The 15,862-nt window shown below is 71.2% G+C and carries 5 protein-coding genes; 2 read left to right on the plus strand and 3 right to left on the minus strand.

Features of this window, described 5'->3' with window-relative positions:
- Positions 1 to 43: 43 nt before the first annotated feature.
- Positions 44 to 10,903 carry a type I polyketide synthase gene (locus tag QT196_RS05305; protein ID WP_356948457.1) on the minus strand — a complete coding sequence of 3,620 codons (10,860 nt, stop codon included), beginning with the start codon at positions 10,901 to 10,903 and terminating at the stop codon, positions 44 to 46.
- 789 nt (positions 10,904 to 11,692) lie between these two features.
- On the opposite strand from QT196_RS05305, the gene QT196_RS05310 reads away from it, so the two are divergent.
- Both QT196_RS05310 and QT196_RS05315 read left to right on the plus strand, forming a co-directional pair.
- Entirely contained in the window at positions 11,693 to 12,064 is a 372-nt protein-coding gene (locus tag QT196_RS05310; protein WP_290354453.1) for a hypothetical protein, read from the plus strand.
- Between the two features lie 2 nt (positions 12,065 to 12,066).
- Complete coding sequence (locus QT196_RS05315; RefSeq protein WP_290354454.1) at positions 12,067 to 13,080, plus strand: ACP S-malonyltransferase; 1,014 nt, start codon at positions 12,067 to 12,069, stop codon at positions 13,078 to 13,080.
- Positions 13,081 to 13,111: 31 nt separating this feature from the next.
- Here the strand turns inward: QT196_RS05315 and QT196_RS05320 are convergent, their stop codons facing one another.
- Complete coding sequence (locus QT196_RS05320) at positions 13,112 to 13,768, minus strand: response regulator transcription factor (RefSeq protein ID WP_085928338.1); 657 nt, start codon at positions 13,766 to 13,768, stop codon at positions 13,112 to 13,114.
- Positions 13,750 to 15,648 (minus strand): histidine kinase, encoded by a 1,899-nt coding sequence (locus tag QT196_RS05325; protein ID WP_266734610.1) that lies wholly within the window; start codon positions 15,646 to 15,648, stop codon positions 13,750 to 13,752. The genes QT196_RS05320 and QT196_RS05325 overlap by 19 nt, the downstream gene beginning before the upstream one ends.
- Positions 15,649 to 15,862 lie beyond the last annotated feature (214 nt).

Genomic DNA, 15,862 nt, shown 5'->3' on the forward strand with positions numbered 1-15,862 from the left:
CGGCCCCCTCAGGCTGGAAAGAAAGTTTTGGACAGAATCGCGATCAGGACTTTCCGAACTCCTGGTCGAAGTAGTCCAGTAGTTCATCGGCGGAGGCATCTCGGATATCGCTGTGTGTCTCGCGTTGATCCGTTGCCGGGCCGCCGTCGCGATACCTGCTCAGGGCCCGCTCAAGGCGTTTCGTGATGGTCGTTCGTTCACGGCTTTCCGTTTCCAGCGTCAGCAGAGCGTTTTCCAGCTTGGTGAGGGTCGCCAGCGCCGCGGCGACCGCATCGGGTTCGTCATCGACGAGCGCGGTGAGAATGTGGTTCGCCAGTGCCGTGGAGGTCGGGTAGTCGAATACCAACGTGGCCGGCAGCCGCAGCCCGGTCGCCGCGTGAAGGCCGTTGCGCAGTTCCACCGCGGTCAGCGAATCGAAGCCCAGCTCGCTGAAGCTCTGATCCGCGCTGACCATGTCGGCACCGGAGTGCCCCAGCACCATGGCCGTGTGGTTGCGCACCAACTCCAGGACCACAGCGGTGCGTTCGGCGGCCGGCACCTCCGTCAGCCGGTCGCGCAGGGACTTCGCCGGGGCGGGCCCGGCGCTCACCGTGCGGCGCGCGGGAGCGCGGACGAGGCCACGCAGGATCGCGGGCACCTCCCCGGCCGCCGCGACCTTCCTGGCGTCCAGCGCGACAGGGATCACCACCGGGGTTCCGGCGGCGCCCACCACGTCGAACAGCGCCACGCCCTCCTCCGAGGACATCGGCGGCAGCCCCTCCCGGTTCATCCGCCGCAGATCGGTGTCGGTGAGCTTCCTGGTGAGGTCGCTGCGCTCCGCCCAGAGCCCCCAGGCCAGTGACAGCGCGGAGAGGCCGTGGGCGTGCCGGTGCTCGGCCAGCGCGTCGAGGAAGGTGCTCGCCGCCGCGTAGTTGGCCTGGCCGGGCGCGCCGAGCACCCCGGAGGCCGAGGAGAACAGCACAAACGCCGACAGGTCCAGATCCTTGGTGAGCTCGTGCAGATTCCAGGCCGCGTCGACCTTGGGCCGCAGTACGGTCTCGATCCGCTCCGGGGTCAGCGCGCCGATCAGTCCGTCGTCCAGCACTCCGGCGGTGTGCACCACACCGGTCAGCGGCGCGTCCGCCGGTATCCCGGCGAGCAGTGCGCCGAGCGCGTCCCGGTCGGCCGCGTCACAGGCGACCACGTCCACGTGGGCACCGATCGCGGTCAGCTCCTCCCGGAGGCGCGCGGCCCCGTCGGCTGCCAGGCCCCGCCGGCCGGCCAGAATCAGCCGCTTGGCACCGTGCTCGGCGACCAGGTGCCGCGCGACCAGACCGGCCAGCATGCCGGCGCCACCGGTGATCAGCACTGTGCCGTGACCAGCCCATACGGGTTCCCGGTCGGCATCCACCGGCCCGAACCGGGCCAGCCGGGGAGCGGAGGCGACCCCGTCGCGCACCGCCAGCTGCGGTTCCGCCTCGGCCAGCAGTCCGGGCAGGGCCCGCAGCGACGACGCCTCGCCGTCGAGGTCGGCGAGCACGATCCGGCCCGGGTTCTCGGACTGCGCGGACCGCACCAGACCCCAGACGGGGGCGAGCGCGAGATCCGGGCTCAGCTCACCGGACACGGCGACCGCGCCTTGGGTGAGCACCACCAGTTTCGCGTCGGCGAACCGGCTCTCGGCCAGCCAGGTCTGCACCGTCCCCAGCACCTGGTGCACCGCCGAGCGCACGGCATCCGGCACCGCACCCGCGCCGGCCGCCGGGACCGGCAGCAGCACATACTCCGGCACCGTGTCCTGCTTGCCGAGCACCGCCAGATCCGCCGCGACACCGGCCTCGATACCGGCGGCCCGCAGCGAACCCGCGAACTCGTCGGCGGCGGGCCCGACCACGGCCATGGACGTCTCGATGACTCGGCTGGAGGAGCTGGGCAGTTCCGTCCAGTCCAGCCGGAAGACCGCGTCCCGGCCACTCCCAGCGGCCCGCAACTGATCGGCCGAGACCTCACGCACCACCAGCGACTCGACGGTCGCCACGGGAGCCCCGGTGGCATCGCTCACCTCGACCCGCACACCGTTCTCACCGGCCTTGCTCAGCCTGGCGCGCAGCGCGGTGGCGCCCACCGCATGCAGCTGGACCCCGGTCCACGCGAACGGCAGCCCCGGCCCCTGGTCGCCGTGGGCTTCGCCCAGGCCCACCGTGTGCAGCACCGCGTCAAGGAGTGCCGGATGCAGACCGAACCGGCCCGCCTCTCCGACGGCCTCCTCGGGCAGGGCGACCTCCGCGAAGACGTCCTCCCCGCGCCGCCACGCCGCCCGCAGCCCCTGGAATACCGGGCCGTACTCGTAACCCGCCGCGGCAAGTTCCCCGTAGAACCCGTCCACCGGAACGGCCTCCGCACCGGCAGGCGGCCAGGACTCCTCGCCGCGCGCGGCCGTAGCCCCGGTGCCGACGGCCAGCACACCGGCGGCGTGCCGGGTCCACGGCTGATCGGCCGCCGCGTCCTCGTCGCGGGAGAACACCGCGAGGTTCCGGCGCCCGTTCTCGTCGGACTCACCCACGGTGACCCGCAGCTGCACCCCGCCGGTCGGCGCGATGACCAGCGGACTCTCCAGGGTGAGTTCCTCCAGCAGATCGCAACCCACCTGGTCCCCGGCCCGGATGGCCAGTTCGACCAGCCCGGTGCCCGGCACCAGCACCGTGCCCAGCACGCTGTGCTCGGCCAGCCAACGGTGCGTGGACAGCGACAGCCGCCCCGTGAACAAGAAACCGTCCGAGTCCGGCAGCGCCACCGCGGCACCGAGCAGCGGATGGTCCGCCGCGCCCAGCCCCACCGAGGACACATCTCCGGCGCCGGACGAGGTCTCCAGCCAGTAGCGCTGCCGCTGGAAGGCGTAGGTGGGCAGGTCGATCCGCCGACCGGCCGGGAGCAGGGTGCTCCAGTCCACCGGGACGCCGTGTGCCCAGAGTTGGGCGAGCGACTGCGCGAAGCGGGACCAGCCGCCTTCGTCGCGGCGCAGGGTTCCCGTCACCACGACGGGGCTGCCCGCTTCCTGCGCCGTGTCCTCGATGCCCGGGGTCAGTACGGGATGCGCACTGCACTCCACGAACACGCCGTACCCATCGGCGACCAGCGCCTGAACGGCTTCCTCGAACCGCACCGTGTTGCGCAGGTTCTCGAACCAGTACCCGGCATCCAGCTCCTCGCCCGACACCACCGACGCATGCACCGCCGAGTAGAACGGGATACGACCCTGACCAGGGCACACCTCGGCAAGAACCGTCGCCAGCTCCGCGCGCAACAACTCGACCTGCGCACCGTGCGAGGCGTAGTCCACCGGAACCTTCCGGGCCCGCACCTCCTGCTCAGCACACTCCGCCAACAACTCCTGCAAGGCATCGGGATCACCCGAAACCACCGTGGCGGACGGCCCGTTAAGGGCAGCCACGGACAGCTGGTCACCCCACCTGGCGATGCGCTCCTGTACGGCTTCGCGGGAACCGGCGACCGACACCATTCCGCCGCGACCGGCCAGCACCCGACCGATGGCCTGACTGCGCAATGCCACCACCCGGGCACCATCACGCAGCGACAAAATCCCGGCGACACAAGCGGCCGCGATCTCGCCCTGGGAATGACCGACGACAGCCGACGGCATCACGCCACAGTCCTCCCAGACCGCAGCAAGCGACACCATCACCGCCCAAAGGACGGGCTGCACCACATCAACCCGCGCCAACGCGTCCTCGTCGGACAGCACCTCATCCAACTTCCAGGACACGAACTCCGACAGCGCCGCACCACACTCAGCCATCCGCCCCGCGAACACCGGGGAGGAGGCCAGCAGTTCATCCGCCATCCCCAGCCACTGCGACCCCTGACCAGGGAAAACCAGCACCGCACCAGAAGCCGCAGTAGCCGCCACACTCCCCTGCACCACACCGGCACCATCCAGGCCACCGGCAAAACCACCAGCAACCCCACCGGCAAGCCCACGCAAGCCACCCAGCAGCTGCTCCCGCTCAGCACCCACCACCACGGCCCGGTGCTCCAACACCGCCCGCGAAGCAACCAGCGACAACCCAACATCAGCCAGACCCACCTCCGGCCGCTCCTCCACAAACGACGCCAACCGCCCCGCCTGCGCCACCAACGCCTGCTCCGAACGCGCCGACAGCACCCACGGGACCAAGCCGGCAGACGTGCCCCCAGAGGGCACACCTCTGCCCTGCTCCACGGCCTCCGGCTCAGCCGCAGGTGCCTGCTCCAGCACCACATGCGCGTTCGTGCCGCTGATGCCGAACGAGGACACACCGGCCCGCCAGGGTTCGCCGGTCTTCGGCCACTGGCGGAGTTCGGTCAGCAGCTCGACGGTGCCGGCGGACCAGTCGACGTGCGGGGTGGGCGCGTCGACATGCAGGGTCTTCGGCAACAGGCCGTGCCGCATGGCCAGCACCATCTTCATCACTCCGGCCATGCCGGCGGCGGCCTGGGTGTGCCCGATGTTGGACTTGATCGACCCCAGCCACAGGGGCCGGTCGGCGATCCGGTCACGGCCGTACGTGGCGATCAGCGCCTGGGCCTCGATGGGGTCGCCGAGGGTGGTGCCGGTGCCGTGGGCCTCCACCGCGTCGACCTGATCAGCCGTCACCCCTGCGTTGGCCAGAGCCTGTTCGATGACACGCTGCTGCGAGGGGCCGTTGGGTGCGGTGAGACCGTTGGAGGCACCGTCCTGGTTCACCGCTGTGCCCCGGACCACCGCGAGGACGGTGTGGCCGTTGCGCCGGGCGTCCGAGAGGCGCTCGACGAGGACCATGCCGACGCCCTCGCCCCAGCCGGTGCCGTCCGCCGCGGCGGCGAACGCCTTGCAGCGGCCGTCCGCGGACAGGCCGCGCTGCCGGGAGAAGTCGACGAAGGTGTCCGGAGTGGACATCACCGATACGCCGCCGGCCAGCGCCAGGGTGCATTCCCCGGTGCGCAGTGCCTGGATGGCCCAGTGCAGGGCGACCAGTGAGGAGGAGCAGGCGGTGTCGACGGTCACGGCGGGGCCTTCGAATCCGAAGGTGTAGGAGACCCGGCCGGAGAGGACGCTGCCCGCGCTGCCGGTCCCGACGTAGCCTTCGAGGTCCTCGGGGATCTGGCCGCTCGGCGGGGCGTAGTCGTGGTAGCTCACTCCGGCGAACACACCGGTCTTGCTGCCGCGCAGGGTGGTCGGGTCGATGCCGGCGTTCTCGAAGGCCTCCCAGACGGTCTCCAGCAGGATCCGCTGCTGGGGGTCGGTGGCCAGCGCCTCGCGCGGATTGATCTCGAAGAAGCTCGCGTCGAAGTCGGCGACGTCGTAGAGGAATCCGCCTTCGCGGGTGTAGGTCTTTCCGCTGCGGCCGGGGTCCGGGTCGTAGATGCCCTCGACGTCCCAGCCGCGGTTCTCCGGGAAGTCGCTGATGGCGTCGCCGCCGGAGACCAGCAGGTGCCACAGGTCGTCCGGGGAGGCCACCTGGCCGGGGAAGCGGCAGGCCATCCCGACGATGACGATGGGGTCGTCGTCGGTCGCCGACGCGGTGGACCGCACGGCGACGGGCGCGGCCGAGGCGCCCAGCAGCTGTTCCCGCAGATGGCGGACCAGGGCAACGGGGGTGGGGTAGTCGAAGACCAGGGTCGCGGACAGGCTCAGACCGGTCGCGGTGTCCAGCCGGTTGCGCAGTTCGACGGCGGTCAGGGAGTCGAAGCCGAGGTCCCGGAAGGCGCGGGAGGTCTCCACCGCGCCGCCGCCGGCATATCCGAGGACCAAGGCGATCTGCGTGGTGACCAGGTCCATCAGGGCCCGGTCCTGGTCGGTCTGCGGCAGTCCGGCCAGCCGTTCCCGCAGGGAGTCGCCGGTGCCGGCCCCGGCCGCCGCGGCGGTCCGCCGGCGGAACGGGACCAGGCCGTGCAGCATCGGCGGGAAGTCGCCGGTGACGGCGAGGACGTTGATGTCCAGGCGCACCGGTACGACCAGCGGTGCGCCGGAGCGGACGGCGCCGTCGAACATCCGCATGCCCTCGTCGGGGGTCTGCGCCACGATTCCCTTACGGGCCATCCGCCGCAGGTCGTTCTCGCCGAGGCCGCCGGCCATCCCGCCGCCGTCCTGCGCCCACAGACCCCAGGCCAGCGAGACGCACGGCAGGCCGAGGCCGTGGCGGTGTTCGGCCAGGGCGTCGAGGAAGGCGTTGGCCGCCACGTAGTTCGCCTGTCCGGGTGCGTCGAAGACGCTGCACGCGGCGGAGAACAGGATGAACGCGGACAGGTCGAGGTCGCGGGTCAGCTCATGCAGGTTCCAGGCCGCGTCGACCTTGGGCCGCAGCACCTTGTCCATGCGCTCCGGGTTGAGCGAGGCGAGGACACCGTCGTCCAGGACGCCCGCGGTGTGCACGACCCCTGTCAGCGGGGCGTCCGCGGGGACCGTGGCCAGCAGGGCGGCCAGCGCCTCCCGGTCCGCGGTGTCACAGGCGGCGATGGTCACCCGGGCGCCGAGGGCGGTCAGTTCGTCGCGCAGTTCGGCGGCGCCGTCGGCGGCCATACCGCGGCGGCTGGTCAGCAGCAGATGCCGGACGCCGAGGCCGGCCACGAGATGGCGGGCGGTGATCGCGCCCAGGCTGCCGGTGCCGCCGGTGACCAGCACCGTGCCGTCGGCGGTCCACACCGGCTCCGGTTCCCGCTCGGGGGCGGGCAGTTGGGCGAGGCGGGGTGCCGAGACGTGTCCGCCGCGGATCGCCAGCTCCGGTTCCCCGGCGTCGGCCACGGCGGGCAGCGCGTCCAGGGACCGGGTGTCGTCGTCGATGTCGACGAGGACGAGGCGGTCGGGATGCTCCGACTGCGCGGAGTGCACCAGGCCCCAGGCCGGTGCCGTCACCAGATCGACGGGTTCCTCGGCCACCGAGACCGCGCCGCGGGTGAGCACCACGAGCCGGGTGCCGGCGAACCGCTCCTCGGCCAGCCACCACTGGAGGCGGGCCAGCAGCTGATGGGTGGTTTCCCGTACGGCATCGGGCACGGCGCCTGAGGTGGCCCCGTTGACCGGCAGCACCACGGTGTCCGGTACCGGCGCGTCGGTGTCGTCCGGGTCGAGGAGGGAGGCGCCCAGGGCTGCGGCGAGGGCGGGATCGTCGCCGAGTACCGCCCAGGAGCCGCCGGTCCGTTCGGCGACCGGGACGGGTGTCCAGTCCAGCCGGTACAGCGAGTCCGGGGTGTCCGCGTGGCCGGCGAGTTCGTCGGCGGTCACGGTGCGGCGGGTGACCCGGTCCACGGAGGCGACGACGGCGTTGTCCGCGTCGGCGGCCACTACGCAGAAGCCGTCCGCACCGGCCGGGGAGATCTTGACCCGCAGGGTGGTGGCGCCGACGGCGTGCAGCCGGAAGCCGGTCCACGAAGCGGGCAGCCGGGGGCCGTCGGTGGCGGACTCGGCCCGGCTCAGGGTCTGGAGCACGGCTTCCAGCAGGGCGGGGTGCAGCCCGTAGCCATCCGCCTGAGCGGCCGGTTCGTCGGGGAGGGCGACCTCCGCGTACAGGTCCGCGCCGCGGCGCCAGGCCGCGCGGACGCCCTGGAAGACCGGCCCGTAGCCGAAGCCGGTCGCCGCCAGCTCGTCGTAGAGCCCCTCCACCATGAGGGGTTCGGCGGCGGCCGGGGGCCAGGAGGTCTCCGGGAAGGCCGGCGCGGGCGCGGTGCCCCCGGCGGCGAGGACACCGGTGGCGTGCCGGGTCCAGGGCCGGGTGTCCTCGGCGTCCTCGGGCTTCGAGAACACCGAGAGAGCGCGTCGGCCGTTCTCGTCCGGCGCGTCCACGGTGAGCTGGATCCGCACCCCGGCGCGGACGGGCAGAACCAGCGGGTCGAGCGTCGTCAGTTCCTCGATCAGTGTGCAGCCGGCCTGGTCACCGGCCTGGACGGCCAGCTCGACGAGGGCGGAGCCGGGCAGTACGACGGTGCCCAGGACGACATGGTCGGCCAGCCAGGGGTGGGTGGCGAGGGACAGCCGGCCGGTCAGGAGGAAGCCGTCGGAGCCGGGCAGCGGCAGTACCGCGCCGAGCAGAGGATGGTTTCCCGCCCCGAGCCCGGCGGAGGTCACATCGGCGCTTCCGGCGGCGCCCTCCAGCCAGTAGCGGCCGCGCTGGAAGGCGTAGGTCGGCAGGTCCACCAGCCGTCCGCCGGGCAGCAGGGCGGGCCAGTCCACGCGGACGCCCCGGGTCCACAGCCCGGTCAGCGCCTTCAGCAGGGCCTCGGGGTCGGCGAGCGGTGCCCGCAGGCTCGGCTGGAAGGTGACGGTGTCGTCCTCGGGCAGGCAGTCGCGTCCCATGGCGGAGAGCACACCGCCAGGGCCGAGTTCGAGGAAGGTGGTGACACCGTCGGCGTGGGCGGCCTGGATGCCGTCGTGGAAGCGGACGGCCTCCCGGACGTGCCGCACCCAGTACTCCGGGTCGCGGAGTTCGGCGGGGTCGGCGAGGCGGCCGGTCACATTCGACACCACCGGCAACCGGGGCTCGGAGTAGGTGAGTTGCTCGACGACGGTGCGGAACTCCGCCAGCATCGGCTCCATGAGCGGCGAGTGGAAGGCATGGCTGACCCGCAGTCCCTTCACCTTGCGGCCGCGCGACTCCAGTACCGCGACCAGGTGCTCCACCGGCTCCGCGGCACCGGAGAGCACCACCGATGCCGGGCCGTTCACCGCCGCGATACCGATCTGCTCGCGGCCCTCCAGGAGCGCGCGCACCTCGTCCTCGGAGGCCGCCGCCGAGACCATCACGCCGCCGCTCGGCAGGGCCTGCATCAGCCGTCCACGGGCCGCGACCAGCTTCGCCGCGTCCGCGAGCGACCAGACACCCGCGAGATGGGCCGCGGTGACCTCACCGATGGAGTGGCCCAGCAGCACGTCCGGGACCACGCCGTAGGACTCGACGAGCCGGAAGAGCGCGACCTCCAGCGCGAACAGCGCCGCCTGCGCATACTGCGTCTGGTGGAGGAGCTCCTCCTCACCGCCGCCGGGCACGGCCCAGACGACCTCGGTCAGCGGACGCGGCAGCAGACCGTCGAACTCCGCGCACACCTCGTCCCAGGCCCGCGCGAACACCGGGTACGCCGCGTGGAGTTCGCGGCCCATGCCGAGCCGCTGGGCACCCTGACCGGCGAACAGCGTGGCGAGCCGTCCCTCGCTCACGGCCCGCGGCTGGTCGGTGTCCTCGGCCAGTGCCCGGAGTCCGGCGAGCAGTTCGTCGCGGTCGGCGCCGGTCACCGCCGCGCGATAGTCCAGTCCGGCGCGCGTGGTCACCAGCGAGAAGCCGATGTCGACCGGGTCCAGTTCGGGACGGGACGCCACATGGGACGCCAGGCGCCCGGCCTGGTCGGCCAGTGCCTCCCGGGAGCGGGCGGACAGCACCCAGGGGACGAGCCCGGTCCCGGGCGCCGCGGTGGCCGGCAGGTCCGCCACGTCCTCCGGGGCCGTCGGCCGCGCGTCATCCGGCTCCGAATCCGGCTCCGACTGCGGCTCCGGCTCCGGTGCCTGTTCCAGTACGACGTGCGCGTTGGTGCCGCTGATCCCGAAGGAGGAGACGCCCGCCCGGCGGGGGTGGCCGGAGTCCGGCCACGCGCGTTCCCGGGTGAGCAGCTCCACCGAGCCGGCCGACCAGTCCACATGCGGCGAGGGCTCGTCCACGTGCAGGGTCTTCGGCAGCATCCCGTGCCGCATGGCGAGGACCATCTTCATCACCCCGGCCACGCCCGCGGCGGCCTGGGTGTGCCCGAGGTTCGACTTGATCGAGCCCAGGTAGAGCGGCTGCTCCTCCGGCCGGTCCTGTCCGTACGTGGCCAGCAGTGCCTGCGCCTCGATCGGGTCGCCCAGCCGTGTGCCGGTGCCGTGGGCCTCCACCGCGTCCACCTCGCCCGTGGACAGCCGGGCGTTGGCCAGCGCCTGCCGGATCACCCGCTGCTGCGCGGGGCCGTTCGGCGCGGTCAGCCCGCTGCTCGCGCCGTCCTGGTTGACCGCGGAGCCCCGCACCACGGCAAGGACCGGATGCCCGTTGCGCCGGGCGTCGGACAGCCGCTCCACCAGCAGCACACCGGCGCCCTCGCCCCAGCCGGTGCCGTCCGCGGCCGCCGCGAACGACTTGCAGCGGCCGTCGGCTGCGAGACCGCGCTGCCGCGAGAAGTCGATGAAGGTCTCCGGGGTGAACATCACGGTCACCCCGCCGGCCAGCGCCATGCTGCATTCGCCGGCCCGCAGCGCCTGAATCGCCCAGTGCAGCGCCACCAGCGACGAAGAGCAGGCGGTGTCCACCGTCACCGCCTGGCCCTCCAGGCCGAAGAGGTAGGCCACCCGGCCCGAGACGACGCTGGAGTCGGCACCGTTGCCCTGGAACGCCGCGATGTCCTCGGCGACGCCGGAGACGCCGGAGCCGTAGTCGTGGTACATCACGCCGGTGAAGACGCCGGTCTTGCTGCCCCGCAGCGAGGTCGGGTCGATGCCGGCACGTTCGATGGCTTCCCAGGACACCTCCAGCAGCAGCCGCTGCTGAGGGTCCATGGCCACCGCCTCGTGCGGGGAGATGCCGAAGAACCCCGGGTCGAACTCCGCCGCCCCGTGGAGGAATCCGCCCTCCCGGGTGTACGAGGTGCCGAGGTGCTCGGGGTCGGGGTGGTAGAGCGAGTCCACGTCCCAGCCGCGGTCGACGGGGAACTCCGAGACGCCGTCGGTCCCGGCGGACACCACATCCCACAGTTCCTCCGGCGAGGACACCCCACCGGGATAGCGGCACGCCATTCCTACGATGGCGATCGGCTCGGACTCTTTCCGCTCGGTTTCGGTCAACCGGGCCCGGGTATCCCGAAGCTCAGCCGTTGTCCGCTTGAGGTACTCGAGCAGCTTTCCCTCGTTGTTCGCCACCGTATTCCACTCCACTGAATCGGTCGGAGGACCTTTACGTCGATGACACCGAAAGACACCGAACGCCACGACACCGGTACGGCGCACACGACGGCGGCAGCCCCTGCCGCGCCGGGCGCCGCATCATTCGCCCTGATGAGGGCGCGTATTGAGGCCGAGCAGTCGGCTTCCCAAGAATTCCCAGCTCGACAGATCCCCCTTCGACTCACTGCGGGCCACGCTACGGAATCGCCGGTGGGTACTCCAACCCCTAGCCGTCCCCTAAGGGATATCGCCCAACCCTGAGATAAGGGTGGGGCGATGAGGGCTGATCAGGGGTTGATACCGGCGGTCCGGTCAGGGTCGCGGTGAATTACCCGGTGTACGGGTGTGAAGCGGAGAAGTTCCGCGCGTGGATACGGGTCGCAAGGAAGGTCGGGTGGCGAAATACCGGTCGCGGCTCCCGCGTACTCCAGGCCCGCCGGCCGCCCCCACGGCCGTACCGCTGAGCAGTGACGGAGCCGCCATTTCCCCTGCTCACGGCACCAACGGGCACATGGGCGACCTCTGGGCACCAGGGCCGGGGGAACGAGCGAAGCGCACGAAATCCCGCTTCTCTTGCGGCTGTCAGGTTAGAGCCGCGATCCACGCGTCGGCTACCCCTATCCGGTACCCGTGAACCCCTTAATTTTGCGCCATGCACCAGCGTCTGAATGCACATCACATCGGTGACAGGCGAGGAGCGGACCGGATACGCTGAAGCCGCTGGGGCCGTCATCCGGAACGGTGTTGACGACCGCGGCACGAGACATGGGGAGGATTCATATGCCCAGGGGGGCGGCCCGCGTCGGTGCCTTCGCGTTAGCAGTGGTACTGCTGACCGCGGGATGCACGGACAAGGGGCATTCCGATAAAGCGTCCGATCTCAAGGACAAAGCGTCGGCCTGTGTGAAGGCACTGCGAATCGTCGATCTGGTGCCGGATCCGAAGAAGGCCGAGGACTACGAGAAAAAGGGCAAGGAATTACGCGAGCTGTCGAAGAACGTACGGGACCGTGATGTCGCGAAGGCCATGCGCCAGGTCGCTCACCAATACGGCATGGCGCGGGCCGAGGCCGCCCGCGATTTCGGCCGGGTGGCGGTATGGGTCAAGGGAACCGTCACCAACATCAAAGCGCTGAAAAAGGTGTGTGCCTGACCATGGGGCAGACTGAAGCGCACACCGGGGACTCCCCCGTCGCGCCGGCCGTCGCGTGGGACTCCGGTGGGGCGTCGCGGACCGCCGTGCTGTTCCCCGGCATGGGCCGGTTCGATTTCGCGAGCGCCGGCCGGTTCCTGGTGCTCGACCGGTATGCCCGCGCCCGGCTCGCGGCCGCCGACGAGGTGCTCGGCTTCTCCGTACTGGAACGGTTCCACGAGGCCGGCGCCGACTACTCCGAGTACGCCCAGCTGGCCTTTCTGATCGCTTCGCTCGCCGCCGCGGACCGGGCCGAGGACCGGTTCGGTATGCGGCCGGACGTCTGTGCCGGGGCCAGCTTCGGCCAGAAGGCGGCGGCCGCGTACGCCGGTTCGCTCGATTTCCCCGATGTCGTACGGATGACGGCGGAGCTGGCGCACTGCGAGAAGGAGTACTTCACCACCGAGCACTCGGACGTGGTGACCCACGCCGTTTACCGCGTCCCGGACGAGGAGTTCCACGCCCTGCTGGGCGAAATGCGGGCGCGGGGCGACTGGTTCGAGATATCCGGCGAGCTGGACCGCGGGTTCTACATGGTGTCCCTGCCGGAATCCCGGCTGGAGGAGTTCATCCGGGCGGTGCGGGACCTCGGCGGATACTCGATGTACACCATGCGCCCGCCGGTGCACGCCCGTGCGTTCGGCGCACTGCGCCGCAAGGCGGAGGCCGAGGTCTTCCCCAAGTACCGGATCAAGGCGCCCCGGCTCCCCGTCATCTCGGACGCCGACGGCACGGTGGTGGACTCCGCCGAGGCGATGCGGACCATGCTGCTGGACACCTTCGACCGAACGATCCACTGGCCGGCCATGGTCACCTCGATGGTCGGCCTCGGCGTGGAAACGCTTCATGTCACCGGCGCCGACGACATGTTCCACCGGCTGAACTGCACCGTCCGCGCCTTCGACGTCCTCACCGTCAACCCGAAGAACGCCCTGCGCCCGGGACCCCCGAAGCTCCGGAACCGCCGGGCGGCCTGAGACCGGCCCGCCGGGCGCGGACAGGCTCCCACTAGTCCAGGTTCGCGCTGTTCAGGTAGGCGAGGACGGCGAGCACCCGGCGGTTGGTGTCGTTGGAGTTGGTCAGATTCAGCTTGCCGAAGACGCTGGCGATGTGTTTGCTCACCGCGCCTTCGCTGATGTAGAGGCGGTGCGAGACCGCCGCGTTGGAACAGCCCTCGGCCATCAGCTCCAGGACCTCCCGTTCCCGGGCGGTCAGGGTGCCCAGCGGCTCCTGGTGGGCGTTGCTCTCCACCAGTTTGGAGATGACCTCCGGGTCCATCGCGGTACCGCCCTCGGCGACCCGGCGCAGCGCGTCCACGAACTGCGTGGCGTTGAACACCCGGTCCTTCAGCAGATAACCGATGGCACCGGACCCGTCGGCCAGCAGCTCGCGCGCATAGAGCTGCTCGACGTGCTGGGACAGCACCAGGACGGGCAGACCGGGGATCCGCCGACGGGCCTCGTGCGCCGCCTGGAGCCCCTCGTCGGTGAACGTGGGCGGTAGCCGGACATCCACGATCGCGACGTCGGGCCGGTGCTCCTGCACGGCCGTGAGCAGCTCCGGGCCGGTCTCGACCGCGGAGACCACCTCGAAGCCGTGCGCGGTGAGCAGATGGGTCAGACCTTCGCGAAGCAGGTAGAGGTCCTCTACGAGGACAACACGCACGGAATCTCCAGAGTGACTGTGGTGGGGCCGCCAAGTGGACTGTGCACGGCGAGACTTCCGTCGAAGGTAGCGAGCCGCCGCTGGACGCCGCGCAGCCCGCTGCCCTTCGCCGGATCGGCGCCCCCGACCCCGTTGTCGGTGAGCGCGATCCGCAGCTGGTTCGCCGTGTGGCGCACCTCGATGTGCACCCGGCCCGCCTCGGCGTGTTTGGAAACATTGGTGAGCAGTTCGGACACCGCGAAATAGGCGGCGGACTCGACCGGGCGCTCGGGACGGCCCGGCAGCTCGATCCGCAGACCGACGGAGAGCGGCGAGTCCAGGGCCAGCCCGCGGATGGCGTCCGCGATACCGCGTTCGGCGAGCACCGGCGGATTGATCCCGCGGATCAGATGGCGTAACTCGATGAGCGCCTTCGCGGAGGCTTCCCTGGCGGTCCCGACCATCGTCTTGGCCGCGGCCGGGTCGCGTTCCATGAGCGCCTCGATGGCGCCGAGCTTCATCCCCATGGCCACCCACTGCGCCTGCGCCCCGTCGTGCAGATCCCGTTCGATCCGGCGCAGCTCCGAGGAGAGGGTTTCCCGGGCCTCCATCCGGGTCTCGGTGAGCTGGTCCACCCTGCGCCCGAGCAGCGCCGACTTGGTCGGTCCGAGGAGGAGCCAGCTCCACAGGCCGTGCAGCCGCAGCAGCGGGATGGCGAGCAGGCTCCCGGTCAGGGTGCCGACCACACCGATCAGGGGGGCGGTGGCGATCGGATATGCGCCGAGGACCGGCACGCCGCGGGTCAGCAGGGGCCAGCTCTCGAAGGTGTGGAAGTCGACGAAGAGCTGAAGCAGCGACGCCCAGGCCCAGGACCAGATCAGGCCGAAGAAGCAGTATCCGGTGAGCAGCACGGGCACCGCGGCGAGCAGCACCCCCACTACGGGATCGAGCAGCAGCCAGAGCAGGTCCCGCCAGGTGGCGAGGTCCCGGGCGTTCTGCCGGTACCGCAGGGACCGCAGCGCCATCTCCGGGGTGCAGTACAGCGTGCGGCCGATCTGGTAGGTGCCGTCGGGCCGGGGCGCCGGCAGGACCGGTTCGGGCAGGTAGGGCCGGTCGATCCGGATGCCGGTCCACTCCTGGATCTGCTGCCGGCGCCAGGAGGTGAGCTGCCGGCCGGCGACCAGTACGGTCGGCCAGGCCCACAGCAGGATCGGCACCATCGCCAGCAGATGCATGAGGGCGGCGGCCAGTTCGGCGACCGCGAGTCCGGCGGTCAGGGCCAGCCGCCAGGTGGCGAGCCCCCCACGGCCGATCCGGATCAGCGCACGGCGTATTCCGGAGTCGGCGGCGGACGCGAGGAGTTGGCAGGTCCAGCGGCCGTGCAGATGGAGCAGAACCGGCCCGAAGCCGAAGCCGGCCAGTGCCGTCGCCACGGCGACCGGGATGGTGATCCCGGGGTGTCCTGGCCAGTGCCACGGGGACGTGGCGCCCACCACGACCAGGGTGAGCGGCAGCAGCGCCGTGAGGCTGCCGGCGACGGGGTTGATCAGCATCCACAGGATGTCCCGGGAGGTGGCCGGGTCCTTGACCAGCCAGTCCCAGCGACGTTCGTAGGAGAGCTTCTTCGGGGTCAGGTAGAGCCGGTTCTTGTAGCGGTACCAGCCGTCGGGTTCGGGTTCGGGGGGCGGCGGCGGGGGCTGGTAGGGCACCGGGATGTCCACCCCGCACCAGCGGCCGGCGAGGGTGCGGTACACATTGAGCGGATCGCGGTACCACTGGGCGAGCGACTGGATGCCGAAGAGCGTGCCGAGGCCGACGGCGGCCAGCATCGGGCCGGCGGTGAGTCCCAGCCCGAAGAGCACAAGGCCGCGCAGGGGCGCCCAGAGGTGCCGTCCGAACATCGCTCTCCCCGTGTTTCCGATGCCCCCCGGCGGGAGCGTTCGCCGCCTGCCACAATACCGACCGGAGGCAGCGGTTCCCGGTTTCTTTTGGCCGACACCCCTGGCCTCAATAGGGGGCCATTGGCCGGGAATCGATCCTCAATTCCCGGCGCCCTCTCACTATCCGCGATCCGCGGCATATCCGAGCCGCGTCCCGTAGCGGATCGCCCCCTTC

This window comes from Streptomyces sp. P9-2B-2, assembly GCF_030406865.1.
Classification (GTDB): domain Bacteria; phylum Actinomycetota; class Actinomycetes; order Streptomycetales; family Streptomycetaceae; genus Streptomyces; species Streptomyces platensis.